23 protein-coding genes are annotated in these 23328 nt (G+C 67.8%); 20 read left to right on the forward strand and 3 right to left on the reverse strand.

Annotated features, from left to right (window positions below):
* Positions 1-4 precede the first annotated feature (4 nt).
* Complete coding sequence (locus ACFWPX_RS18115; RefSeq protein ID WP_378928379.1) at positions 5-403, reverse strand: DUF779 domain-containing protein; 399 nt, start codon at positions 401-403, stop codon at positions 5-7.
* Positions 404-558: 155 nt separating this feature from the next.
* On the opposite strand from ACFWPX_RS18115, the gene ACFWPX_RS18120 reads away from it, so the two are divergent.
* From ACFWPX_RS18120 to ACFWPX_RS18190, 15 genes are all read left to right on the forward strand, one after another.
* Positions 559-1554, forward strand: coding sequence for an MsnO8 family LLM class oxidoreductase (locus tag ACFWPX_RS18120; RefSeq protein WP_378928380.1), 996 nt, complete (start codon positions 559-561; stop codon positions 1552-1554).
* Positions 1555-1936: 382 nt separating this feature from the next.
* Positions 1937-2986, forward strand: coding sequence for a 3-oxoacyl-ACP synthase III family protein (locus ACFWPX_RS18125; RefSeq protein ID WP_378928381.1), 1050 nt, complete (start codon positions 1937-1939; stop codon positions 2984-2986).
* Positions 2987-2996: 10 nt separating this feature from the next.
* Positions 2997-3896 (forward strand): hypothetical protein, encoded by a 900-nt coding sequence (locus ACFWPX_RS18130; RefSeq protein WP_378928382.1) that lies wholly within the window; start codon positions 2997-2999, stop codon positions 3894-3896.
* Positions 3893-5551: a fatty acid CoA ligase family protein gene (locus tag ACFWPX_RS18135; protein ID WP_378928383.1), complete on the forward strand. Its 1659-nt coding sequence runs from the start codon at positions 3893-3895 to the stop codon at positions 5549-5551. Before ACFWPX_RS18130 ends, ACFWPX_RS18135 begins: the two co-directional genes overlap by 4 nt.
* Entirely contained in the window at positions 5548-6591 is a 1044-nt protein-coding gene (locus ACFWPX_RS18140; RefSeq protein ID WP_378928384.1) for an NAD-dependent epimerase/dehydratase family protein, read from the forward strand. Before ACFWPX_RS18135 ends, ACFWPX_RS18140 begins: the two co-directional genes overlap by 4 nt.
* Positions 6592-6603: 12 nt before the next feature.
* Positions 6604-7779 (forward strand): peptide synthetase, encoded by a 1176-nt coding sequence (locus ACFWPX_RS18145; RefSeq protein WP_378928385.1) that lies wholly within the window; start codon positions 6604-6606, stop codon positions 7777-7779.
* Positions 7780-7815: 36 nt separating this feature from the next.
* On the forward strand, positions 7816-7971 hold the full coding sequence (locus ACFWPX_RS18150; protein ID WP_378928473.1) for a hypothetical protein: 156 nt from the start codon (positions 7816-7818) through the stop codon (positions 7969-7971).
* A 100-nt stretch (positions 7972-8071) separates the two neighbouring features.
* Positions 8072-8800, forward strand: a complete 729-nt coding sequence (locus tag ACFWPX_RS18155; RefSeq protein ID WP_378928386.1) for an IclR family transcriptional regulator — start codon at positions 8072-8074, stop codon at positions 8798-8800.
* A 320-nt stretch (positions 8801-9120) separates the two neighbouring features.
* Positions 9121-10203: an ABC transporter substrate-binding protein gene (locus tag ACFWPX_RS18160; protein ID WP_378928387.1), complete on the forward strand. Its 1083-nt coding sequence runs from the start codon at positions 9121-9123 to the stop codon at positions 10201-10203.
* The gene (locus tag ACFWPX_RS18165; protein ID WP_378928388.1) at positions 10200-11063 is read left to right on the forward strand and encodes an ABC transporter ATP-binding protein; all 864 of its coding nucleotides are present in this window, start codon (positions 10200-10202) and stop codon (positions 11061-11063) included. Before ACFWPX_RS18160 ends, ACFWPX_RS18165 begins: the two co-directional genes overlap by 4 nt.
* The gene (locus tag ACFWPX_RS18170; RefSeq protein ID WP_378928389.1) at positions 11056-11949 is read left to right on the forward strand and encodes an ABC transporter permease; all 894 of its coding nucleotides are present in this window, start codon (positions 11056-11058) and stop codon (positions 11947-11949) included. Before ACFWPX_RS18165 ends, ACFWPX_RS18170 begins: the two co-directional genes overlap by 8 nt.
* A gap of 13 nt (positions 11950-11962) precedes the next feature.
* Complete coding sequence (locus ACFWPX_RS18175) at positions 11963-13303, forward strand: LLM class flavin-dependent oxidoreductase (RefSeq protein WP_378928390.1); 1341 nt, start codon at positions 11963-11965, stop codon at positions 13301-13303.
* A gap of 108 nt (positions 13304-13411) precedes the next feature.
* Entirely contained in the window at positions 13412-14347 is a 936-nt protein-coding gene (locus ACFWPX_RS18180) for a TauD/TfdA dioxygenase family protein (protein WP_378928392.1), read from the forward strand.
* A 103-nt stretch (positions 14348-14450) separates the two neighbouring features.
* Complete coding sequence (locus ACFWPX_RS18185) at positions 14451-16043, forward strand: FAD-binding protein (RefSeq protein ID WP_378928393.1); 1593 nt, start codon at positions 14451-14453, stop codon at positions 16041-16043.
* The gene (locus ACFWPX_RS18190; RefSeq protein WP_378928394.1) at positions 16040-16378 is read left to right on the forward strand and encodes a 4Fe-4S dicluster domain-containing protein; all 339 of its coding nucleotides are present in this window, start codon (positions 16040-16042) and stop codon (positions 16376-16378) included. Before ACFWPX_RS18185 ends, ACFWPX_RS18190 begins: the two co-directional genes overlap by 4 nt.
* Here ACFWPX_RS18190 and ACFWPX_RS18195 read toward each other — a convergent pair.
* The gene (locus ACFWPX_RS18195; RefSeq protein ID WP_378928395.1) at positions 16368-17087 is read right to left on the reverse strand and encodes a 2'-5' RNA ligase family protein; all 720 of its coding nucleotides are present in this window, start codon (positions 17085-17087) and stop codon (positions 16368-16370) included. The two genes, ACFWPX_RS18190 and ACFWPX_RS18195, sit on opposite strands and share 11 nt — an antisense overlap.
* A 185-nt stretch (positions 17088-17272) precedes the next feature.
* Between ACFWPX_RS18195 and ACFWPX_RS18200 the strand changes: the two genes are divergently transcribed.
* The gene (locus ACFWPX_RS18200; RefSeq protein WP_378928396.1) at positions 17273-17614 is read left to right on the forward strand and encodes a hypothetical protein; all 342 of its coding nucleotides are present in this window, start codon (positions 17273-17275) and stop codon (positions 17612-17614) included.
* Here ACFWPX_RS18200 and ACFWPX_RS18205 read toward each other — a convergent pair whose 3' ends face one another.
* The gene (locus ACFWPX_RS18205; protein WP_378928397.1) at positions 17615-18016 is read right to left on the reverse strand and encodes a YybH family protein; all 402 of its coding nucleotides are present in this window, start codon (positions 18014-18016) and stop codon (positions 17615-17617) included.
* 839 nt (positions 18017-18855) lie between these two features.
* Between ACFWPX_RS18205 and ACFWPX_RS18210 the strand changes: the two genes are divergently transcribed.
* The 4 genes from ACFWPX_RS18210 to ACFWPX_RS18225 are packed head-to-tail and all read left to right on the forward strand — an operon-like array spanning position 18856 to position 23321.
* Positions 18856-20274, forward strand: a complete 1419-nt coding sequence (locus tag ACFWPX_RS18210) for a condensation domain-containing protein (protein ID WP_378928398.1) — start codon at positions 18856-18858, stop codon at positions 20272-20274.
* Positions 20275-20278: 4 nt separating this feature from the next.
* Positions 20279-21520, forward strand: coding sequence for a glycosyltransferase (locus ACFWPX_RS18215; protein WP_378928399.1), 1242 nt, complete (start codon positions 20279-20281; stop codon positions 21518-21520).
* Entirely contained in the window at positions 21517-22464 is a 948-nt protein-coding gene (locus tag ACFWPX_RS18220) for an ATP-binding cassette domain-containing protein (protein ID WP_378928400.1), read from the forward strand. Before ACFWPX_RS18215 ends, ACFWPX_RS18220 begins: the two co-directional genes overlap by 4 nt.
* Positions 22465-22484: 20 nt before the next feature.
* Positions 22485-23321, forward strand: coding sequence for an ABC transporter permease (locus ACFWPX_RS18225; RefSeq protein WP_378928401.1), 837 nt, complete (start codon positions 22485-22487; stop codon positions 23319-23321).
* Positions 23322-23328 lie beyond the last annotated feature (7 nt).

Here is a 23328-nt window from a genome sequence, read left to right on the forward strand (position 1 = left end):
GCGGCTAGGAGGCTTCCTCGACGAATTCGGCAGCGTCTTCGACCTTTTCGATGCGCAAGGCGAACCGGAATCCGCACGATGCCTCCAGGGAAGCCGAGCCACGCTGCGGGCGGTTGCGCACCTCGATCCTGACATCGATGTCGTCGAAGCCGACGTGGAACCGATCCGCCATCCACAACTCGGTGTGCCAAGCCGTCTGCCCGGCGAGGACGTCACCCGCGCCGGGACGGAACTCGCCGCGCCGCACGCAGATCGGCGTGTACCCATCGGTGTCGGGGGCCAGGTACAGCACAACCGGGCCGTGCATCTCGAGCAGCAGCCGCAGCACGCGCAGGGCATCATCGCTGGCCTCGACCGCACGGTGGCGATGATCTACCTTGCGGCCGTGGGGATGTCGAACCATAGTGCGCTCCTCGCAGTTTCCCGACGTGATGTGCTCGGGCCACACTATGGTTGCGAAAGGTTGGTCCAGGGTTGGTATCGGTCTAAACCTGCGAAGATCACTCGCGCGTGTCACCGCCGCGGAATCGCATCACGTCCCTGACGTTGACTACTGATATGGCACTCGAATCGGTTCGCTTCTCGATCCTGGACCGCTCGCGCGTACGGCGCGGGCAGGACCACGCCGACGCTCTGCGCGAGACTGTCGCGTTCGCGGTGCTCGCCGAACAGTGGGGCTACCACCGGTTCTGGGTCGCCGAGCATCACAGCGTTCCCGGTGTCGCCGGAACCGCGCCGACCGTGCTCGCGGCGGCGGTCGCGGCGGCCACCTCACGAATCCGCGTCGGCACCGGCGGGGTGATGCTGCCCAATCATCAGCCACTCGTCGTCGCCGAGCAGTTCGGTGTGCTCGCATCGTTGTTCCCCGGACGCGTCGACATGGGTCTGGGTCGTTCGGTGGGATTCACCGACGGTGTCCGGCGCGCGCTCGGCCACGGTCTCGACGATGTCGACGATTTCGACGCGCGCCTCGACGAGGTCCTCGACTACTTCGAGGCGGGCAGAGGGGGCGTGCACGCCGGTGCCGCGGAAGGCATCGACGTCCCGGCGTTCCTGCTGGCCACCGGTTCCGGGGCCGAGCGCGCCGCACGATTCGGACTGCCCCTGGTGATCGCGCCGATCGCGGGCGGTCAGGCCATGGTGGCGGCGATCGAGCGCTACCGCGCCCTGTTCCAGCCGTCGGGTCGAGCCCAACGACCCTATGTCGTCGTCTCCGCGGCGGCGGTGATCGCGGACTCGACCGAGCAGGCACATCGGCTCCTGTTCCCCGAGGCGTGGGCGAGTGCCTACTCCCGCACGCACGGCGAGTTTCCCGCGCTGATCCCACCCGCGGAGATCGACCCGGCGACGATGACCGACCGGCAGCGCCACCTCTTCGAGCAGGCGCTCGGCAACCAGATCCACGGCACCGAGGACCAGGTGGCAGAAGCATTGGAGAACCTGGTGAGCCGCACCGACGCCGACGAAATCCTCGTCCACACCAGCACATTCGATCGTGCGGCGCGTCTGGATTCGCACCGACGGCTGGCTCGCATCGTCGGCCTGGACAGTTAGCCCCGTCGACAGATTTCGCGCGAGCACTTCTGCTCCGAAAACAAACCCGCTCGGCTCCCCATTTATTCGACGGCGTAAACGATCGTGAGGTCACTCACGTCGCGAGCATCATCGTGCAACACAGCACCGCACCGTCGACGGTCTCCGCGACCGATAGCCTGGCCCTTCCCACTCGCTCACGAAGGCCGCCTGTCCTGGCAGTATGCTGCGATCTACCCGGGTTGCCGACTGTTACCATAACCCGTTGTCACATAAATGAAATCACCCCGAGTGTGCTGGATCACTGCACACAGTGTGGGTGCACGAGACCGGTAGGGTTCGATTCCACCGGCGATCGGAAATCGTCCGGGCCACCATTCTTCGACCGCATCCGGGAGCTCACGTGTCGCATTCGCGTTTCGAATCCATCGGGGCATATCTTCCGTCGAACATCTTGTCCACCACCGAATTGATCTCCCGGCTGAAAACGCCACCGGCATTCGATCTGGAACGCATCACCGGCGTGAAAGAACGCCGCGTGCGCGACACCGGCCCGGAATCGGTCGAGGACTCGTTCACCCTGGCCGTCAACGCCGCGCAGGACTGCCTGGCACGCTCGCGCTACGCCCCGGGCGAGCTGGACGTGATCATCTCCTGTTCGATCACCCGCAGCAACGACGGCACCCGCATGTACATGGAGCCCTCGTTCGCCTCGACGATCGCCAAGACCCTGGGCGCCGAGCGGGCGATCACCTTCGACGTCTCCAACGCCTGCGCCGGAATGCTCACCGGCACCTACATTCTCGACCGGATGATCCGCTCGGGTGTGGTGCGCAACGGCATGGTGGTGAGCGGCGAGGCGATCACCCCCATCGCCGAGACCGCCGTGAACGAGATCTCCGAGAAGTACGACCTGCAGTTCGCCTCGCTGTCGGTGGGCGACTCCGGGTGCGCGGTCGTGCTCGACCGCGCGGTCGACGACGCCGACAAGATCCACTACATCGAATTGCTCACCGCCGCAGAGCATTCGCACCTGTGCCTCGGCATGCCCAGCGACAAGTCGTCGGGCGTGGCGCTCTACACCGACAACCGCAAGATGCACAACGAAGCACGGTTCTTGCTCTGGCCCGACGCCCAAGGCACCTTCCTCGAACAGCAGGGCAGCGACTTCGCCGGTGAGCAGTTCGACTACATCATCCATCACCAGTTCGGTGCTGCCGCTGTGCCGTACATCAACGCGGTGGCCGCCCGCGAGTTCGGCGCCGAGATGCCCCCGGACCTGAATGTGATCGAGAAGTACGGAAACACCTCGACCACTTCACATTTCATCGTGCTGCACGATCAGCTCGCCGACGAGAACATCGCGGCGGGATCGAAACTGCTGATGGTTCCGGCCGCGTCCGGGGTAGTAGCGGGCTTCCTGTCCACCACCATCTCCTCCCTGAAGGTCTGAGGTTTTCGCCATGGGCATCCGTATCCGATCCACCGGAACCAGCAGGTCGACCGACACCCACAGCGTCGTCGAGCACAGCGGGCGCGCCGCCCGGCAGTGCCTCGAACAAGCCGGAGTCCGCCCCGACCAGGTCGGCGTGCTGATCAACACCGGGGTCTTCCGCGACTCGAACACCGTCGAACCGGCGGTGGCGGCACTGATCCAGAAGGCAGCGGGCATCGGGCTCGACTACACCAAGACCGATCCGCGGACCTTCTCCTTCGACCTGATGAACGGCGCGGTCGGCGTCGTCAATGCCGTGCAGGTGGCGAGCTCGGTATTGTCGACCGGCGGTACCGAGCACGTCCTGATCGTCGCGGGCGACACCCATCCCTCGTTGACCCGCTCTAGCGCCGACGCCGAATTCCCCTACGCCACCGCAGGTGCCGCGCTGCTACTCGAGCAGGTAGACGGTCCCGAAGGCTTCGGCCCGGTGCACACCGCGACCGCGCCCGGCACCCCCGCGGGGCAGGCCTACGTCGACACCGCCACCATGGGTGCCGTCGGCCGCACACTCATGACGATCGAACGCGACACCGACTTCGAGGACCGAATCCTCACCGTCGCCACCGAAGTCGCGCAGTCCGCGCTCGCCGACTTCGACGGCGCCTTCGTCGCGTTGATCGCCTCCACCCCGAGCCCGCACTTCCCCAAGCGGCTCGCCGACGCGCTCGGCATCGACCAAGACGCGGTGCGGGTGCCCGACCTGTCCGACGGCGACCCCCACACCGCCGCGCTGCCGCTGGCCTATGCCCGCGCGAGCGCCGAGGGCACCCTCGCCGGCTACACCCACGTGCTGTTCGTAGCGGCGGGTGCGGGACCGTCCGCCGCCGCGACGCTGTACCGACTACCCGCGGAGCCCACCGCGTGACGACGGCGACCTACTGGCAGACCATCGACCGATTCCGGGCACTCGCCGACGAGGAGCCCGACCGCGAGGCGGTCATCCATCCCGACGGCAATACTGCCGACGGGCTACCCGACTACCGCAGCATCTCCTACCGCGACCTCGATCGCTGGTCCGATGCCATCGCCGAACATCTCACCGACTCCGGGGTTGGCAGCGGCACCCGCACCATCGTGCTCGTGCTGCCGAGCCCGCAGCTGTACGCGATCCTGTTCGCGCTGTTGAAGATCGGCGCTGTGCCGGTGGTGATCGATCCGGGCATGGGCGTGCGCCGGATGGTGCACTGCCTGCGCGCCGTCGAAGCCGAGGCGTTCATCGGCATCCCGCAGGCGCACGCCCTGCGGGTGCTGTTTCCGCGCAGTTTCCGGCGGGTCCGCACCACTCTCACCGTGGGGCGCCGCTGGTTCTGGGGTGGACCGACGCTGGATTCGTGGCGCCGCACCCCCACCGAGGCGCTGCCCGAGCGGGTGCCCGCCGATCCGGACGAGTTGCTGATCATCGGCTTCACCACGGGCAGTACCGGTCCCGCCAAAGCCGTCGAACTGACCCACGGCAATCTCGCCGCCATGGTCGAACAGGTGCACGCCGCCCGCGGGCACACGCCACCCGACACCTCCCTCGTGACACTGCCACTGGTCGGCGTCCTCGACCTGCTCCTCGGGTCGCGCTGTGTGCTGCCACCGCTGATTCCGAGCAAAGTCGGCTCGACCGATCCGGCGCACGTGGTCGACGCGATCCAGCGCTTCGGCGTGCGCACGATGTTCGCCTCGCCCGCGGTCCTCATTCCGCTGCTGGCACGGTTGCGCGCGCATCCGGTCGAGGTGCCGTCGCTGGCCAGCATCTTCTCCGGCGGCGCTCCCGTTCCGCACTGGTGTATCGCCGGATTGCGCGAGGTCTTGCGACCCGACGTCGAGATCTACGCCGGATACGGCTCGACCGAGGCCTTGCCCATGTCGACCATCGAATCGCGGGAGTTGCTCGCGGGCCTGGTCGAGCGAGCCAAGAGCGGCGAGGGCACCTGTATCGGTCGACCCACCGATCGAGTGCGGGTCCGGCTGCTGGCCATCACCGATGACCCGGTCGCGACCTGGGACGACATCGAACCGCTCGGCGCGGGCGAGGTCGGCGAGATCGTGGTCGCCGGCCCGAATGTGAGTACGCGCTACTACTGGCCCGCGCACGCCAACACCGCGGGCAAGATCACCGACGGTGAGCAGATCTGGCATCGCACCGGCGATCTGGGCCGGCTCGACGAGCAGGGTCGAATCTGGTTCTGCGGGCGCAAGAGTCAACGGATCACGACCGCGCAGGGCCCGATGTTCACCGTGCAGGTCGAACAGGTCTTCAACGCGGTGACCGGAGTCTCGCGCACAGCACTGGTCGGCGTCGGCGACCCCGGCACCCAGCGACCGGTCCTGTGCGTAGAACTCGAGACCGGCGCCGATGGCGTGGCCGCACTCACCCGATTGCGCACGCGTGCGGCCGAATTCGACACCCTCGTCCCGATCGCGGAGTTCCTCGTGCACCCGGGCTTCCCCGTCGACATCCGGCACAACGCCAAGATCGGTCGCGAACAACTCGCCCGCTGGGCCACGAAGAGACTGGACTCGCGTCGATGAAGATCCTGGTCACCGGTGCGTCCGGGTTCCTCGGCGGCGCCATCGTGCGCGCGCTGATCGCCGAGGGCACCTACGACGTCTCGATCCTGGTGCGGCGCACCAGCGTGCTCGACGATCTCGGCCCCGCGGCCGAGCACGTCACGCTCGTCTACGGCGATCTCGCCGACGCGGCCTCGCTGAGCAGAGCCACCAGCGGCATGGACGTGGTGATCCACAGCGCCGCGCGGGTCGACGAACGCGGCACCAGGGACCGTTTCTGGACCGAGAACGTCCGTGCCACCGAACTGCTCCTCGACGCGGCGCGACGCGCGGGCGCGGGGCGGTTCGTCTTCATCTCGAGTCCGAGCGCGCTGATGGAGCGAGACGGCGGCGATCAGGTCGACGTGGACGAGTCGCTGCCGTATCCGAGCCGCTACCTCAACCACTATTCCGAAACCAAGGCCGCCGCCGAGCGTGCCGTACTCGCCGCTGACACACCGGAATTCACGACGGTGGCGCTGCGGCCGAGGGCGATCTGGGGTGCGGGTGACCGATCGGGGCCGATCGTCCGGCTGCTCGACCGGACGTCCGCGGGCTCCCTGCCCGATCTGTCCTACGGCCGCACCGTCGAGGCCTCACTGTGTCACGTGGACAACATCGTTCACGCCTGTCTGCTGGCAGTGACCTCGGACGCGGTGGGCGGCAAGGCCTACTTCATCGCCGATGCCGAGAAGACCGATGTCTGGGGATTCCTCGGCGAGGTCGCCACGCGCCTGGGGTATCAGCCGCCGTCGCGGCGACCGAACCCCCGCGTGCTCGCCGCCGTGATCGCGATCATCGACACCGTCTGGCGCATACCGGCGGTGGCGAATCGGTGGTCGCCTCCGCTGTCGCGCTATGCCGTGGCGTTGATGACGCGCACCGCGACCTACGACACCGGCGCGGCCCGCCGCGATCTCGGTTACACACCCGTCGTGGATCGCGACACCGGCCTGTCCGCATTCCTGACCTGGCTCGACGAGCAAGGCGGCATCGAGGTGCTCGCCGAAGACCTGCGGTAGTAGGAGGCAACCATGAACGGCAGCAAGGTTTTCCGGCGGACGGTGTCGACCACCGAGCGGATGTATTTCCCGATGCGCGAGCTGGCGCCACCCTTCCTCATGCAACTGGTGGTTCCCGGTGAGGGCAACATCGACCCGCAAGCATTGCGCCAGGCGGTAATCACGGCCGCGGCGGCGACGCCCGGTGCGCGACTGCGACGCCACGGCGCCGAGTGGATCGACAGCGAGATCGCCCCGGCCGTGCGCGTGGTGGACGAGCACCGGCTGAGCTACCCAGCCCTCGAGGCCGATCCCGTCCTCACCAGCGCGATCGGGCCGACACCCGAAGCCACCGTCGAGGTGCTCCTGCTCACCGGCGCGCCGACGACGCTGATCTTCCGTGTATTCCACGGCGTGATGGACGGCATCGGCATGGTGGCGTGGGTGACGAACGTGCTGCGCGCACTGCGTGGCGAGGATCCCGTTCCCCAGCCCGATCCGGTCGCCGACCAGGAACTCGTGGCGAAGGTGGGGGCGCCGGGCAAACCGACCCCGATGGTTCCGCGCTACCGCAGCGCCGTCGGCCGAGGTCGGCAGCGCCGCGAGCTGGCACCTCATCTACTCCGTCACCGCCGCATCGAGGCCGCCGGTCCCGGCGCGCTGGCCCGGGTCTGTGCCTTGCTGGCCGCCGAAACCCCGGGTACCTCGCGCATCATGATGCCCGTCGATCTGCGTCGCCACGACCCCACGCTGCGCTCCACCGCCAACCTCGCGCTACCGCTGTTCCTCGATATCGAACCCGGCCGTGACTGGACCGCAATCAAGGACCAGATCAAGGCGGGCCTGCACGAACGGCGCGAGCTGAATCAACTGGCCAATACCCGCATCACGCTGGTGCCCGACCCGGTCAACCGCGGTGTGCTGCGCACCACGAACTGGCTCGGTGCCCGCTTCGGCCGCAACCTGGCCTCCGCCACCGTGTCCCACATGGGTCGTTTCACCGCCGAGGAACTCGCGGTCCCTGGCTTTCGTCCGACCGGGCTGTTCGTCCTCCCGCAGCACAGCGTCGCCATGCCCCTGCTGTTCGGGCTGACCGAATTCGACGGCCACACCGACCTGACCGTGTCGGCACGCAACGGCGACGGTATCGAAGCCCGCCTCGAAGCCCTGCTCGACCGCATCGTCGCCATGCTCGAGCCGGCCGAGTAACCCCGGTACCAGCGCATAGACGGCTATCGTGGAGCCGTGGGCATCATGGGCGAGCTGTTTCCGGGCAAGAAGCTGCAGAACGAGGGCAGCGGCGACAGCGACGGCCAGTCCCACGAACCCCGTCTCGACGTCGACCTCGACGCCGGTGTGATCCGGGTGTCCGGTGCCGTCGGGCCGAACGACCTCGACTGACCCGCATCGGCCCCCATTTCGCTCACCCCTGCGCGCAATCATTGTGCCCGCGGGCTCTGGTCGCGATAGTTCTCGGCACGTCGTCGAGCAGGAGGCCACCATGACCGCCACCGAACCACCACGTTCCGGCGCGCAGGCCGTCGACCGAGCCGTCTATGTGCTGAACTGCTTCCAGGGTGGCGATCCGGAACTGTCGCTCAGCGAGCTCGCACAGCGGGCGGGGTTTCCGGTGAGTACCACTTTCCGGCTGGCGCAGGCACTGGTGCGTGGCCGGTTGCTCGAGCAGGATCCGGCGTCGGATCGCTACCGGATCGGGCACGGGCTGGCCTGCCTGGCGCGACCCGCGCTGTCGCGGCTCGGGCTGGATGCCGCAGCGCCCCACCTGTACGCGCTGGCGGCGGGCATCAAGATCACCGTCAGTCTCAGCGTTCCCGACGCGGACGAGGCACTCACGCTCTTCCAGGCGCGGCCACCGATCCACTTCTGCCACAACCAGATTCCGCAGGAGCGCAGGCCGTTGCGGGCCAGCGCCGTCGGTCACGCACTGCTCGCCCACACGACCGCCGCCGACGGCGCGCTGTTCGACACGGTCCGCCGTCGCGGGTTCGCCGTCGAGGAAATCGACAGCGAGGAGCTGATCCGCGCGATCGCGGTCCCCGTGCTCGGCCCGGACAAACAGGTGTGGGGCGCGCTCGGTGTGCAGGCACGCGCGGTGCGCCTCGATCACGATCTCGTGCGCGCGGTCATTCCCGCCATGCACCAGATAGCGGTGCGCATCGGCCCGTATTTCCACACCGCGGCCGCTGGTGACGGATTCGGCGCAGCGTGATTTTCACGATGTGGAAACAGTATTGCCGAGCCGATATCACCAGGCGCACTATGTAATCCGATGCGACGTCGAAAAGATGTCGCACCCGGCACCGAAAGTCCCGACATGATCGAATCCCCCGCGCTCGTCCGCCGTCGAACGGTGGACTTGATGCGCCTGTCCCCCGGATCCTGTCGCAGCTGATGTAGCGGCGACATTCCTTCCGTCGCCGAACTCCTCTTTTCTGATACCCCGCTGATCCGTCCTTCGTGCGGATCGTCGCGGCGTGCGCACACAGCCCGCCGCGCGGTCCCGCGCGCCGTCGAAAGAATTCGCGAAACATGTTCTCCCATAAACTCCGACGACGCCCGCTGCGTGCGCTCGCCGTCGCGCTCGTCGCACCCGCCGTCCTCGCGGTCGTCACCGCGTGCGGCGGCTCCGATGCGGCGACGACCGCCGACGGCAAGACCGTGCTGCGCTATCAAGGACAGACCGGACAGGTCACCCCCTACGAACTCGCCGATCACCTGGGCTACTTCAGCAAGATCAGCCTGCAGTGGGAAGGCGATACCACCAGCGGCCCCGCCAATATCCAGGCGGCCGCCACCAAGCAGATCGAATTCGGCAGCGCGTTCAACGGCGCGGTGGTCAAGCTCGCCGCGGGCGGTGCGCCCGTGCGGTCGGTGCTGAGTTCCTATGGCTCCGATTCGAAATCGTTCACCGGCTATTTCGTCCGCGACGAGGCGGGAATCACCAACGCGCGTGACCTGATCGGCAAGAAGGTCGGCGTCAATACCCTCGGCGCACACCATGAATTCGTCACTCGTGAATGGCTGCACCAGCAGGGTTTGAGCGAGGCCGAGATCAAACAGGTCCAGCTGATCGTGGTACCACCGGTCAATACCGAGGAGGCGCTGCGCAGCGGGCAGATCGACGTCGGCGCGCTCGGTGGCGTGTACCGCGAGACCGCGGTACCGCGCGGTGGCCTGCACCCACTGTTCACCGACAAGGACATCTTCGGGGAATTCGATTACGGCACTTATGTTTTCCGTAAAGACTACATCGCCCAGAATTCCGAGGCCGTCAAGGATTTCGTGCAGGGCACCGCGCGTGCGACCCGATGGCTGCAGCTCACGCCGCGCGATGAGGTCGTGGCGAAGTTCACCGAGATCATCAACAAGCGGGGCCGCAACGAGAACCTGAAGCTGCTCGACTACTGGCGCAGCCTCGGCATCCCGGTCCCCGGTGCGGTGATCGCGGACAAGGAGATCCAGATCTGGATCGACTGGCTCGAACGCAACGGTGAGGTGCCCAAGGGCAAGGTCACCGCCGGGGAACTGTTCACCAACGAGTACAACCCCTACGCCAACGGCACCTATCAGCCTGCGAGCGGCCCGACCGGAGAGGTGGTGGCCGCGAAATGACCGGCACTCCAGCAAAACTCGCCTTGCGATCGGTGGGCAAGCAGTTCGCCGTGCGCGGCGCCGCCGAGAAGTTCACCGCGATCGACGACATCTCGATCGAGGTCGGCGCGGGCGAATTCCTCGTCCTCGTCGGCCCGAGCGGCTCCGGCAAATCCACCCTGCTCGATCTGCTCGGTGGACTGAGCAAACCCAGCTCCGGGCAGATCCTCCTGGACGGCGCCCCGATCACCGGTCCCGGCCTCGACCGCGGCGTGGTGTTCCAGCAGTACGCACTGCTGCCGTGGCGCACCGCCCGCACCAATATCCAGTTCGGCCTCGAGGCCAAGGGCATCGCCCGCAAGGAACGCAAGGCGATCGCCGAGCACTACTTGGAGCTGGTCGGCCTCGCGGGCTTCGGTGACCGGTACCCGCACGAATTGTCCGGCGGGATGAAGCAGCGCGTGGCGATCGCCCGCAGCCTGGCCTTCGATCCCGAGGTGCTGCTGATGGACGAACCGTTCGCGGCGCTCGACGCGCAGACCAGGGAATCTCTGCAGGACGAACTGCTGCGGATCTGGCGAACGACCGGCAAGACCATCCTGTTCATCACCCATGGCATCGACGAAGCGGTGTATCTGGGCCAGCGCGTGGCGGTGCTCACCTCCCGTCCCGGCCGGGTCAAGGCCGTGATCGATATCGACATCGACCGCAGCGGCGATATCGACGTCCGCTCCAGCGAACAGTTCCGCGACTACCGCCACCGGATCTGGACGGAACTGCAAAGCGAGGTGAGCCGGGCCCAGCGCCTCGAACTCGCCGCCGACGACAGCACGTCCGCCGCCGCGGTCGCGTCCACCGACAGGAGTCCCGCCCATGTCTAGCGCCGTCCCCCTGCTCGTCCGACCCATCGAGGTCGCCGCCGAACCGGCCGCACCCCCGCAGACACCCATCGCGGTGCCCGCTGTTCGCTCCGCGCTCACCCGGGCGGCAGGCACGGCGGGCAGCACCGTGCTCCGCATCGCCAAACCACTGCTCGCCTTCGCACTGCTGCTCGGCGCGTGGGAGTTGGCGCCACGGTTCGGCCTGGTCGACGAGGTGTTCCTCCCGCCGTTCTCCACGGTGGTACAGGCCTTCGTCGAGCTGGCGGGCAACGGCCAGCTGGCCGAACACACCTCGGCCAGCCTCACCCGGTCGGTCACCGGCTTCTCGTTCGCGCTGGTGATCGCCGTCCCGGTCGGCATCGCCATCGCCTGGTACAAGCCGATCTCGGATTTCCTGAATCCGGTGCTCGAGCTGTTCCGCAATACCGCCGCGCTGGCCCTGCTGCCGGTGTTCGTCCTCATCCTCGGCATCGGTGAGACCTCGAAGATCGCGCTGATCGGCTACGCCACGTTCTTCCCGATCCTGCTCAACACCATCACCGGCGTCCGCACAGTGGACCCTCTGCTCGTGAAATCGGCGGTGTCACTGGGCTTCTCGCCACTGCGGTTGTTCCAGAAGGTGATCCTGCCCGCGGCGATCCCGTCGATCTTCACCGGCATCCGGATGGCGGCGGCGGGTTCGATCCTGGTACTCATCGCCGCCGAGATGATCGGCGCGCGAGCCGGTTTGGGCTATCTCATCACCGCCGCGCAGCAGAACTTCCAGATTCCGCAGATGTACGCGGGAATCGTGGCGATCTCGCTGATCGGCCTCGGTTTCAACTTCGCCCTCGTCGCCCTGGAACGCCGGCTCTCGCGCTGGCGCACCTCACCGACCAACGCCTGATCAGGAGATCACCATGTCCGGCAAGACCTTCCATCTGAACGCCTTCCTGATGGGCGTCGGCCACCACGAGGCCGCCTGGCGCCATCCCCGCACCGACGAACAGCGCGTGCTCGATGTGCGGCACTTCCAGGAACTGGCGCGCATCGCCGAGCGCGGCAAGCTCGACTCGGTCTTCTTCGCCGACACCCTCGCCGTTGGCCCGCGGATCGAACGCAACACCCTCACCGTGTTCGAACCGATCACGCTGCTGTCGGCGATCGCCGCGGTCACCGAGCGGATCGGCCTGATCGCCACCGCATCGACCAGTTACAACGAACCGTTCAATCTCGCACGCAAGTTCGCCTCGCTCGACCACATCAGCGCGGGCCGGGCGGGCTGGAACATCGTCACCTCCGGCAATGTCGACGAGGCCTACAACTTCGGGCTCGACGCGATTCCCGAGCACGCCCGCCGCTACGAACGCGCCGAGGAGTTCGTCGACGTGGCCCTGGCTCTGTGGGACAGCTGGGAAGCCGAGGCGATCGTGCTCGACACCGAGACCGGCGTCTTCGCCGACCCGAGCCGGGTGCACACCCTCGACTACGCGGGCGAACGGTTCCGGGTGCGCGGACCGCTGAACTCCCCACGCGGACCGCAGGGCAGACCGTTGCTGGTGCAGGCCGGGTCCTCGGAATCGGGCAAGGAGTTCGCCGCCCATCGCGCCGAAGCCGTGTTCACCGCACAGCGCACCCTCGAGGAGGGCGTGCGGTTCTACCGCGATCTCAAGTCGCGTTTGGCGAAATACGGTCGCGCACAGGACGACTTGAAAGTGCTGCCGGGTCTGGTGCCGTTCATCGCCGATACCGTCGAGGAGGCACGGGCGCTCGAGCAGGAATTCACCGACCTCATCTCGCCCGACTACGCGCTGCGTCAGCTCTCGTCGATCCTCGGCGTCGACCTCACCACCCACGCGCTCGACGCACCGCTGCCGCCGCTGCCCGCCGAGAGCGAGATCGAGGGCGGCAAGAGCCGGTTCACCCTGGTCAAGGAGCTGGCCGAGACCGAGGACCTCACGGTGCGCCAGCTCATCGGCAAGCTGGGTGGCGGCCGCGGTCACCGAACCTTCGCGGGCACACCCGAACAGGTGGCCGACGAACTACAGAGCTGGTTCGACGCGGGTGCCGCCGACGGATTCAACATCATGGCGCCCTACCTGCCCGGCGGCCTTGCGGATTTCGTGGACCGCGTGGTGCCGATCCTGCAGGAGCGGGGCCTGTTCCGCACCGACTACGAATCCACCACGCTGCGCGGTCATTACGGCCTCGCTCCGGTGGAAAGCCAGTTCTCCGAGCAGGATTCACGGGTGAGCGCCTGATGCGCGCCCGGCGACTCGATATCGAGTTCATGCGGGTGGTGAGCAGTTCCTGTCCGGGATGAGGACTCCCGCACCCCGGCAACGAACTTCACCCGAAGGACCACCGACATGACCACCATCGAAAACCCCAGTGTCGTCACCACTCTCGAGATCACCCCGGTCGCAGGCCACATCGGCGCCGAGGTGACCGGCATCGACCTGCGCGAGGAGCTCACCGACACCCAGGTCGACGAGCTCACCGCGGCGCTGCACCGGCACAAGGTGCTGTTCTTCCGCGACCAGCGGATCGGGCACACCGAACAGATCGCGTTCTCGCGCCGCTTCGGCGCGGTCACCCCGTCGCACCCCTATGACGACGACGCGCCCACCGAGCACCCGGAGATCCTGGCCGTCGACAGTCGCCTCTACGAGAAGAAGTTCGGCCGCAAGAAGTTCAGCTACACCAACCACTGGCACACCGATGTCTCGCCGCTGATCAACCCGCCCGCGGCCTCGATCCTGCGCGCCGAGATCGCACCGGAGACCGGCGGCGACACCCAGTGGACCAACCTGGCCGCGGCCTACGCCGGGCTGCCGGAATCACTGCGCACCTTCCTCGACGGGCTGCGCGCCGAACACCGTTTCGGCGGCCGGATTCCGCCGTGGGAGGCGGGCAGCGAGTACGCGCGCAAGATCGCCGGCGCACCGCTGGTGACCGAACACCCGGTGGTGCGCGTCCACCCGGTCACCGGTGAGCGCGTGCTGTTCGTCAACCCCGGCTTCACCACCAGAATCCTCGGCCTGACCCCACCCCAGAGCGATGCCCTGTTGCAGCTGCTGTTCGACGAGATCTCCCACCCCGCCTACACCGTCCGCTTCCGCTGGGCCAAGGGCAGCATCGCCTTCTGGGACAACCGCGCCACCGCGCACCTCGCCCCCAGCGACCTCGACCACCTCGACGTGACCCGAGTCCTCTACCGCACCACCCTCGAGGGCGACATCCCCGTCGGCGTCGACGGCCTGTCCTCCACCCCGATCGCCGGCGCGAAGTTCACCGGAGCCTGAGAACCGTTGCGGTGCCCGCACATTCGTGTCGGGCACCGCACCAACGGCCCTCGGTGACCACGACCCGTGCGCGCCAGGCGCGCCGACACACACAGGAGCACACATGACCGAACCGTGGCACACCAGTACCGACGTGCTCGTCATCGGCGGCGGTCCCGCGGCATCCTGGGCCGCGATCCACGCCCGTGAAGCAGGCGCCGAAGTGATCCTGGTCGACAAGGGCTACTGCGGAACCAGCGGCGCCACAGCGCCTTCCGGCACCGGCGTCTGGTACGTCGCGCCCGAGGCGGCTGCCCGCGCCAACGCGAAAGCGAGCAGGGAGGCGCTCGGCGGTCATCTCGCCGACCACTACTGGATGGATCGCGTCCTCGACCAGACCTACGCCAACATGAACCGGCTCGCCGTCGAGGGCCGCTACCCGTTCCCGGTGGATCCGGCCACCGGTGCGCAATTGCGGACGGGCGTGCAGGGACCGGAGTACATGCGCCGAATGCGGGCTTGGCTCACCCGGCTCGGTGTGCAGGTCCACGATCACTCCCCCGCCCTGGAACTGCTCGTCGACGAAGCGGGCGCGGTGCGTGGCGCGGCGGGCTATCAGCGGCAGCTCGACCGGGACTACCGGATCACCGCGGGCGCGGTCGTGCTCGCCACCGGAGGTTGTGCGTTCCTCTCCCGCGCACTCGGCACCAACGTCGACACCGGCGACGGCGCGTTGATGGCGGCCGAGGCGGGCGCACGGTTCTCCGGCATGGAGTTCTCCAACGCCTACGCCATCGTGCCCAAGGGTTCCACCATCACCAAGACCGCCTACTACGGCTATGCCACCTTCTTCGGCGAGGACGGCAGGGTGCTCGAGGAGGCCGGGTCGACGAAGGGTCGCTCGGTGATCGCCCGAACCCTGTTGCAGGAGAAGGTATTCGCTCAGCTGGATCGCGCGGATGAGACCGTGCAGGCGCAGATGCGGGTAGGTCAGCCGAACTTCTTCTTGCAGTTCGACCGGCGCGGGATCGATCCGTTCACCGACCGATTCGAGATCGACCTGCTCGCGGAGGGCACGGTGCGCGGCACCGGCGGTATCGATGTCGTCGACGATGACTGCGCGACAACGGTTCCTGGCCTGTACGTCGCGGGAGACGCGGCCACTCGCGAACGGATCTGCGGTGGTTTCACCGGCGGTGGTAGCCACAACGCCGCGTGGGCGATGTCGTCGGGAAGCTGGGCGGGCACGGGCGCCGCGGAACATGCCGAGACAGCAGGCAGGTCCAGTGACCCGGTGCACGGAATCGGCGGAGTCGGGTTGCGCCCCAACGGGTCACGATCGGTCACCGCGGCCGAGGTCGTCACCGCCGCGCAGGACGAGTTGATCCCCTTCGAGAAGAACTATCTGCGCCACGGTGACCGGCTGCGTCCTGCCCTGGCCCGGCTCGACGAACTGTGGGATGCCGCATCAGCCGGTCTCGGCGGCGGGACCGGCGACGAGCGGGTCAGGGCCCGGCAGGCCGCGGCCATCACCGCGGTCGGGCGCCTGATGTACCGATCCACGCTGGCGCGCACCGAGACTCGCGGCATGAGCAAACGCGCAGACCATCCCGACCTCGATCCGGCCCAGCATCACCACCTGCACTCGGGTGGGCTCGACAAGCCGTGGGTCGACTCGGCAGGCACCCGCAACTCGGGTCTGGCGGTGGCGTCGTGATCGAACTACTGCGTGCGCAGGACTGCATCGGCTGCGACAAGTGCGTGTCGGCCTGCCCCACCAACGTGTTCGACCGCGTCGACGGCGGAATCCCGGTTATCGCCCGGCAATCCGATTGCCAGACCTGTTTCATGTGCGAGGCGTACTGCCCGACCGATGCCCTCTACGTCGCGCCGGAGGTCACGCCGCTGCCGCCGGACGCGGCGGTTCCCACCGAGCACATCGGCCGATATCGCGAGAAGCTCGGCTGGGGGCACGGGCGCACCGCGGGCGCACAGGTCGCGGTGGGGCCGCGGCTCCCGCACGGCGCACCGCCGCCGCGGCTCAGCTCCTGAGCGCCGGCGGCGTCGGGTTCCGCAACGGACCGAAGAGCGGGTCGTCGAACATGCTCCGTTCGACGACCGGGTCCGGGACCCGAAGCAGGCCGGCGGTGCTGACGTCGGACCAGTCGTATCGTCCGTCCTCGCACTGCAATTCGACCATCGAGACCGCGGAGACCGTGTCGTCGAGGGCGAAGTCGGCGAACCCGTCCTCGTCGAGCGCGGTGCGAATATCGTGCACGGGTGTCGGGTGGGTCGCGTGGGCCAGCGCCAGGTAGGGGCGCAGCGGCTCACCGAAGTCGGGGATCCGTTCCCGGATCCACACGTCTGTCAGCGCGTCGGTCAGATCCGCACGCACCCGCAGCAGTTCCTCCGAGACGGTGACCGGCAACCGAATCGACTCGACGGTGACCTCCGGCGGCCCGAACGCGAGCTGGAACGGCGCGAGCTCGGCGAGCAGGTCGCGTGCGCCTGCCACCAGCGCCGCCAGGTGCACTCCTTTGACCCCGTCGGCGAAGCCGATACCCTGCACCCCGATCCGCAGCCGCTTGGCGTCGACCTGCTCGAGTCCGGGCAGGCGCGACAGCGTGGGCGCGAAGATCTCGATCAGTTTGTCGGCGACCGGCTGGCTCGGCACGATCTGCCAGTTGTAGAACGAGCGACCCGGTGTCCACCCCGGACGCCACCACCAGCGGCTGGCAACGGTCATTTCGCTCGCGATCATGGTGTGCCACCTCCCGATCTCGGCCGACCGCGGGTGAACACCCGGCTGGCCGGCCGTCCGCCTGACACGATCGGCACCGATGCTTGCGATGCCAGTTACCTCACAGCGACGGTATTCCCGGTGGATCCGGCGGGCAACCTGGCGAGACCGATCCGTTGTGCCTTCGACGCACTACACTGACTGCCATGCCTGTTCGACGGCTGATCACGCTTTCCGCGTTCGCCCTCCTGCTTCCCTTCGCCGTTTCCGCGTGCACCATGAACGGACCCGGCACCACCTCCGAATGCACCGTGAGCGGCTGCACTGTCACCTTCGACCGGGGGGTGAGCGCCAAGGCCTCGATCCTCGGCATCGATGCGGAACTCGTCGCCGTGAACGGTGACATGGTCACCCTGAACGTCGGCGGCCAGCAGATCACGGTCCCGGTCGGTCAGTCCCAGGCCAGCAACGGCACGAATGTGCGGGTCAGCGAGGTGACCGACGACAAGGTCGTCGTCGTCTTCGCGACCGGCCTGAATCCGAACTGATCATCCCGCCACGTTCGACCGGCGCGCCGGTTCGCTGACCACCCAGGGCGCGTTCGGTTGATCGAGGATCCAGCGCCAGCTTCCGTCCGGCTGCCTGCGCGCCACCTCGACGGTCGCACCGGTGCCGCCGGGCAGACGCGACGACGTCAGCGCCAGATCGCCCGCCAGTAAGGCGGGCGCCTGGTGACCGGGTTGGAACACCGGTCGATCGGCGACCAGTCGCGCGTACGCCGCCCGAATCTCGTCGACCCCCGTCGCGACGACCCCGTCCGGCAGCGCGAGCACCGCATCGGACTCGTACAACTCGACGAGACCGTCCACATCACCGGCATTCAATCGCTCGACCACCAGCCGGCTCAGATCTTCCGGGCGCTGCGCACGTTCGCGCACATTCTCGGCCATCGACACCCTCCCTCGACTCGGGTTGTGCGACAACGGTAACGCCGGGGTACGACACGAATCGGGCGCGCGGTCGACTCGGACCCCGATGAACGGCGAAACCCCCGAAGGCCAACGGCCGCCAGGGGTTTCACAGACAGAACGTGATGTCAGCCGATCACAGCGGCGGGAATCCCGACGATCCGGTCGCCATCCAGTTCCAGAACTCGGTGACGCGGTTGAGGACCAGCGCCATGATGTCGAGGGCAGTGCTTCCCATTGTCTTCCTTCACATCCGAACGAACACTTCGCGCCTTCACCATAGCAACCGGCATCGAGTGAGCAACGTTGTGATAACGACCAGATGACAGCGCCCGTACTGGTTTCCGGCAACGACCGCGAACCGCGCTGTCCGGACATGCCGGGGCCGGAAATCCCGGATGCACCGGTCGTCATATTGCGAACGGCACCGATGAATTGCGTCAGGTGAACACCAGGGAAACGCACTTGGACAACCGACTACCGGTGGTGTGATGGTGCATACAAGAATCTTCCCATCCGGAATGAACAAAATATCGACAGACAATGCCGTCCTTGATCACACGTTTTCGAACACCGAAGCAGGACAAGCGAACACATGCCATTATCGCGAAAACTCGCAGGCGGCAGAGTTTTGTTCAACTAAACCGTGATGCCCGTCACGATGATGCTCTCAGCGGAATCACATATACGATCAATCGCGCCGAGGCTTCACGGAAATGCAATGCCGCCGAAGTTCAACGCATCAGGTGACACAGTGCGGTGTTCTCCTTCAATCCCCCTTCCGCCGCTTCGGCATGCATTCGTCACGAGGTGAACCGGTCATGGAATACACCCACCTGTCCGAATTCGAAATCCGTTCAGGCGCTTTGTCGATGTGGACGCCCCAACTCGCCGCCGACGCATGGCGACCCGACGATCGTCCGCTGACCAGCGTGCACGCGGGGTACTGCGCCGGCGTCGATCCCGCTGATCCGCTGCCCGGCCGCGGCCGCTGGATCGGCACCGTCTTCGAGATGGATGCCCCGCTCGACGGCCCCACCTGGCGCGAGACGCTGCGGCGATGGCATGCCAGGCACGAGGGCCTGCGCACCACGGTGACCACCACGTCCCAGGGCGAACCGCGCAGGCTCGTCGCCGCGCCCACCGCCGTCGACATCGCCGAACAGCCCGTAGCCGGACTCACCGACGGCGCCCGGATCAACGAATTCCTCTGCGGCACCCTCGAAGAGCGCCTGTCACCGCTGGTGTGGCCGCATTGCCTCGCGGCCACGGTCGAGCACGCCGACACCGGTGATTTCACGGTGCTCGTTGCCGCCGACCACTCGGTGATGGACGCCTATTCCCAGGCCATCCTGATTCTCGAACTGCGCACGCTCTACCGCGAGGTCGCGGCGGGTGAGCAGTCGCGCGAGTCCGTCACCTTCGGCAGCGTGGCCGACTTCGCCGTGCTGGAACGGGCGAGCGCGGCCGAACTGGATCCGGACTCCCCCGCGGTCGCCACCTGGCGCGAATTCCTCGCCGACGGCGCGATGCCGCGCTTCGCCCCACATGCCCAGCGGCCCGCTCCCGCGGACCGGCCCCAGCCCAGCGTGTCGCGGCGACTGCTCGATCTCACCGAGCTCGAGCAGGTCGAATCGGTCCTCGACCTGGTGCGGCACCGGATGTCGGTAGCGGTGTTCGCCGCGTTGGCCGTGGCCAATCAGCAGCGGTTCGGCGCGGACCGGATGCGTACCGTGATGCCGATCGCGACCCGCCCTGACCTGCGCTGGGTGGAATCGATGGGCTGGTTCGTCAATGTGGTCCCGGTCGATATCGCCCTGACAGCCGGCTCCGGCATCGCCGAAGCCATGGATCAGGCACGAGCCGCGCTACGTCGCTCGCGCACCGCCAACGACGCCTCCTGGTCGCGGGTGCTCGACCTGCTCGACGTCGCGGAGACACCGCGGTTCGGCATCTCCTTCCTCGATATCCGGGTCCTGCCCGGCTACGAATTGGTCGCCGACCTGCGCGGACGGACCTTGCGTGCGGAGTCGTACTCGCCCGACGAGGTGTTCCTGTGGGTTGTGCGGGCAGCCGACGGCCTGTACGTATCGACCCGGTACCCGGCCGGGTTCCCCGCTGAGGTGATGGACGAATTCCTGACCGCGTTCGGGCAGGCACTGTCGTCGATCACCGCCGCGGTGCACGCGGGTCCAGCTGTGGGCTCGGACGCGCTCCCTCTCGCCGTGCAGGCGGGGTGAGCGGATGCGGCCACTGCTGGCTTTCACCGGCAGCCGGGGAGACGCCCAACCCGGCATCCTGCTGGCTCGTGCGCTGCGCGAGCGCGGTCACGACGTGACGTTGGCGCTCGCGCCGAACCTCGTCGCCTTCGCCCGTGAGCACGGGGTCGCCGCGGTGCCGTTCGGCTGCGATACCGCCGACCTCCTCGACGCGCAGCGCACCGACCACCGGTTCACCAGCCGAGATCCGCGCGCCCGGCTGCGGGCGCTGTTCGACCTGCAACGGCGTGGAGTGCCCGAGCAGCTCGCGGACCTGCGTGCGCTCGCACCCGGACACGATGTGGTGGTCGCGGGGATGGCGGGCGAGGAAGCCGCCGTGTCGGTGGCGCGGGCGGTCGGACTGCCGTTCGCGGCGATGCACTTCTTCCCGATCCAGCCGAACAGCGCGGTCCCGGTCGCGCCCGTGCGCTGGGCCGCGCGTCTCCCCGGTTTCGTGCACCGAGGGGGGTGGTCGATCCTGGCCCGCGCACGGGCCGCCGCCCTGGCCTCGGTCCTGCCCGTCACCACCGGGCCGAAGGTGGCTGCCGTGCGCATTCAGGCCTACGATCCGCGGCTGTTCCCCGGTGTCCGCGAGCAGTTGTCAGGGCCGTTCGCCGGGTTTCCGGTCGATTCGGACGGATTCCTCACCAGACTGCCGTCGCCCACTCTGGATTCGTGGCTGGACGCGGGATCCGCGCCGATCTATGTCGGTTTCGGCTCCATGGATGTCGGCGACCCGGCCGCCTTCGTCGCGATGCTGCGGACGGTGTGTGCCGGGCGTGGTCGTCGGCTTCTCCTCGCGTCGGGCTGGGCCTCGATCGCCACCGGATTCGAGCAAGACGTAGCGGTCGTCGAGCAGGTCGATCACGCCCGGGTCCTGCCCCGTTGTGTCGCCGCAGTGCATCACGGCGGTGCGGGCACGACGGCGGCGGCACTGAGAGCCGGTGTGCCGCAAGTCATTTGCTCGGTACAGGCCGATCAGCCGTATTGGGGTCAGGCGCTCCAGCGGCTCGGTCTGGCCGCCACGACTCCGGCGAAGCGGTTGACGGGCGAGCATCTCGACGCTCTGCTCGACCGCGTCTCGCATCCCGATGTGGTCGCGCGCGCGGCAACCTGTGCGGCGGGTTTCGCCGCCGACGGTGTCGAGCGGGCCGCCGATGTCGTCGAGGCACTCGGCGGTTCGCCGGTCGCCCCCGAGTTGGCCCATTCTGCCGGGAGGCAATTGTGAATACCGATATCGCCATCCGCACCACCGGTCTCGGCAAGTCCTACGGCGATTTCACCGCCGTCGGCAGCGTCGACCTCACCATCGCGGCGGGCTCCGTCTTCGCCCTGCTCGGCCCCAATGGCGCGGGCAAAACCACCACCGTCCGTATGCTCGCGACGCTGGTCCGTCCCGATCGCGGCACCGCCGAGATCTTCGGTTACGACATCGCGCGCGACGCGACCGCCGTGCGCTCGATGATCGGGCTCACCGGCCAGTACGCCTCGGTCGACGAAACCCTCACCGCCGGTGAGAATCTGCGGCTGTTCGGCCGGCTGCTCGGCCTCTCCCGCCGTGACGCCGCGCGCCGCAGCGTCGAACTCCTCGAAGAGTTCGAGCTGTCGAAGGTCACCGACCGGCCGGTGAACCAGTTCTCCGGCGGCATGCGGCGACGGCTCGATCTGGCTGCGACGCTGATCACCGACCCGCCGCTGATCTTCCTCGACGAGCCGACCACCGGCCTCGACCCGCATACCCGCGACAAGATGTGGGGCGTGATCCGGCGGCTCGTCGCCCGCGGCGCGACCGTTCTGCTCACCACCCAATACCTCGAAGAAGCGGACGCGCTCGCCGACCGGATCGCCGTCATCGACCGCGGCACGATCGTCGCCGAGGGCACCGCGGCGGAGCTGAAGTCCTCCATCGGCGACCAGGTGCTGCGCCTGGAACTCGCCGACCCCGCGCAATCCGCCCACGCCGAGGCCATCGTCGTCGAGCTCACCGGCGAGGTCCCCGAAGGGTCGTCGGCGGGCATGCTCACCGTCGCGCTCAACGATGCGGGCACCGCCGCCGACATCGTCGCCGCCTGCCGTGCCGCGGGTATCGCGCTGCGCGGTTTCGCCGTCGACCGCCCCGATCTCAATGAGGTCTTCCTCGCGCTGACCGGCACCGACCGCGTCGCCGCCTGATCCGAAAGACCGAGGCCACCATGACTGCCACCATCACCGAGATCGCCGTCGAGCGCACCACACCGCCGACGATCGACCGCCGCCCCCGGGTCACCCACGTCAGCCTGCGCGCCTCGCTGTTCCAGTCGCTGATGATGGCGTGGCGAGGTCTGCTCACCTTCCGGCACAGCCCGCAGTTGCTCTACGACGCGCTGCTGCTACCCATTGTCGGGCCGCTGCTGTTCGGCAGCATTTTCGGTACCGCCATCGCGGGCAGCATGCAGGCGTACCTGCCGATTCTTATTCCCGGCGTGCTGGTGCAGATCGTGCTGACGTCGTCGGTCGCCACCGGAGTGCAACTGTCCGAAGACATTCGGTCCGGGGTCTTCGATCGGTTCGTCGCCATGCCGATCGCCCGGTCGGCACCTGTCGCCGGAGCGCTGCTGGCCGGGGCGACCCGGTATGTCATCGCCGCGACCACGGTGGTGATCGTCGGGTTCGCCATGGGCTACCGTCCGGATCATCCGGTCGGGTTCGTCGCCGGTGCGGTACTCGTCGTCCTGGCCACCACCGCGATCAGCTGGCTGTTCGCGTTCATCGGGGTCACCGTGTCGAGACCCGCTGCGGTGCAAGGCATGTCGATGCTGGTGCTCACCTTCCTGAGTTTCGCGTCCAACGCGCTGGTGCCCGAGTCGGCGATGCCGACCTGGCTCCGGTACGTCTCCGACTACAACCCGGTGTCCTACCTCGTGTCCGCGGTGCGTGGGCTCGCCGAGAACGGCGTTGTCGGCGCCGACGCGTTGTGGTCGGTGGTGGCCTCGCTCGTGATCGCCGCCGTCTTCGCGCCCCTGACCGTCCGCACCCTGCGTGCTCGCTGAGGAGTTC

Origin of the sequence: Nocardia sp. NPDC058518 (assembly GCF_042719655.1) — a bacterium.
Lineage (GTDB): Bacteria > Actinomycetota > Actinomycetes > Mycobacteriales > Mycobacteriaceae > Nocardia.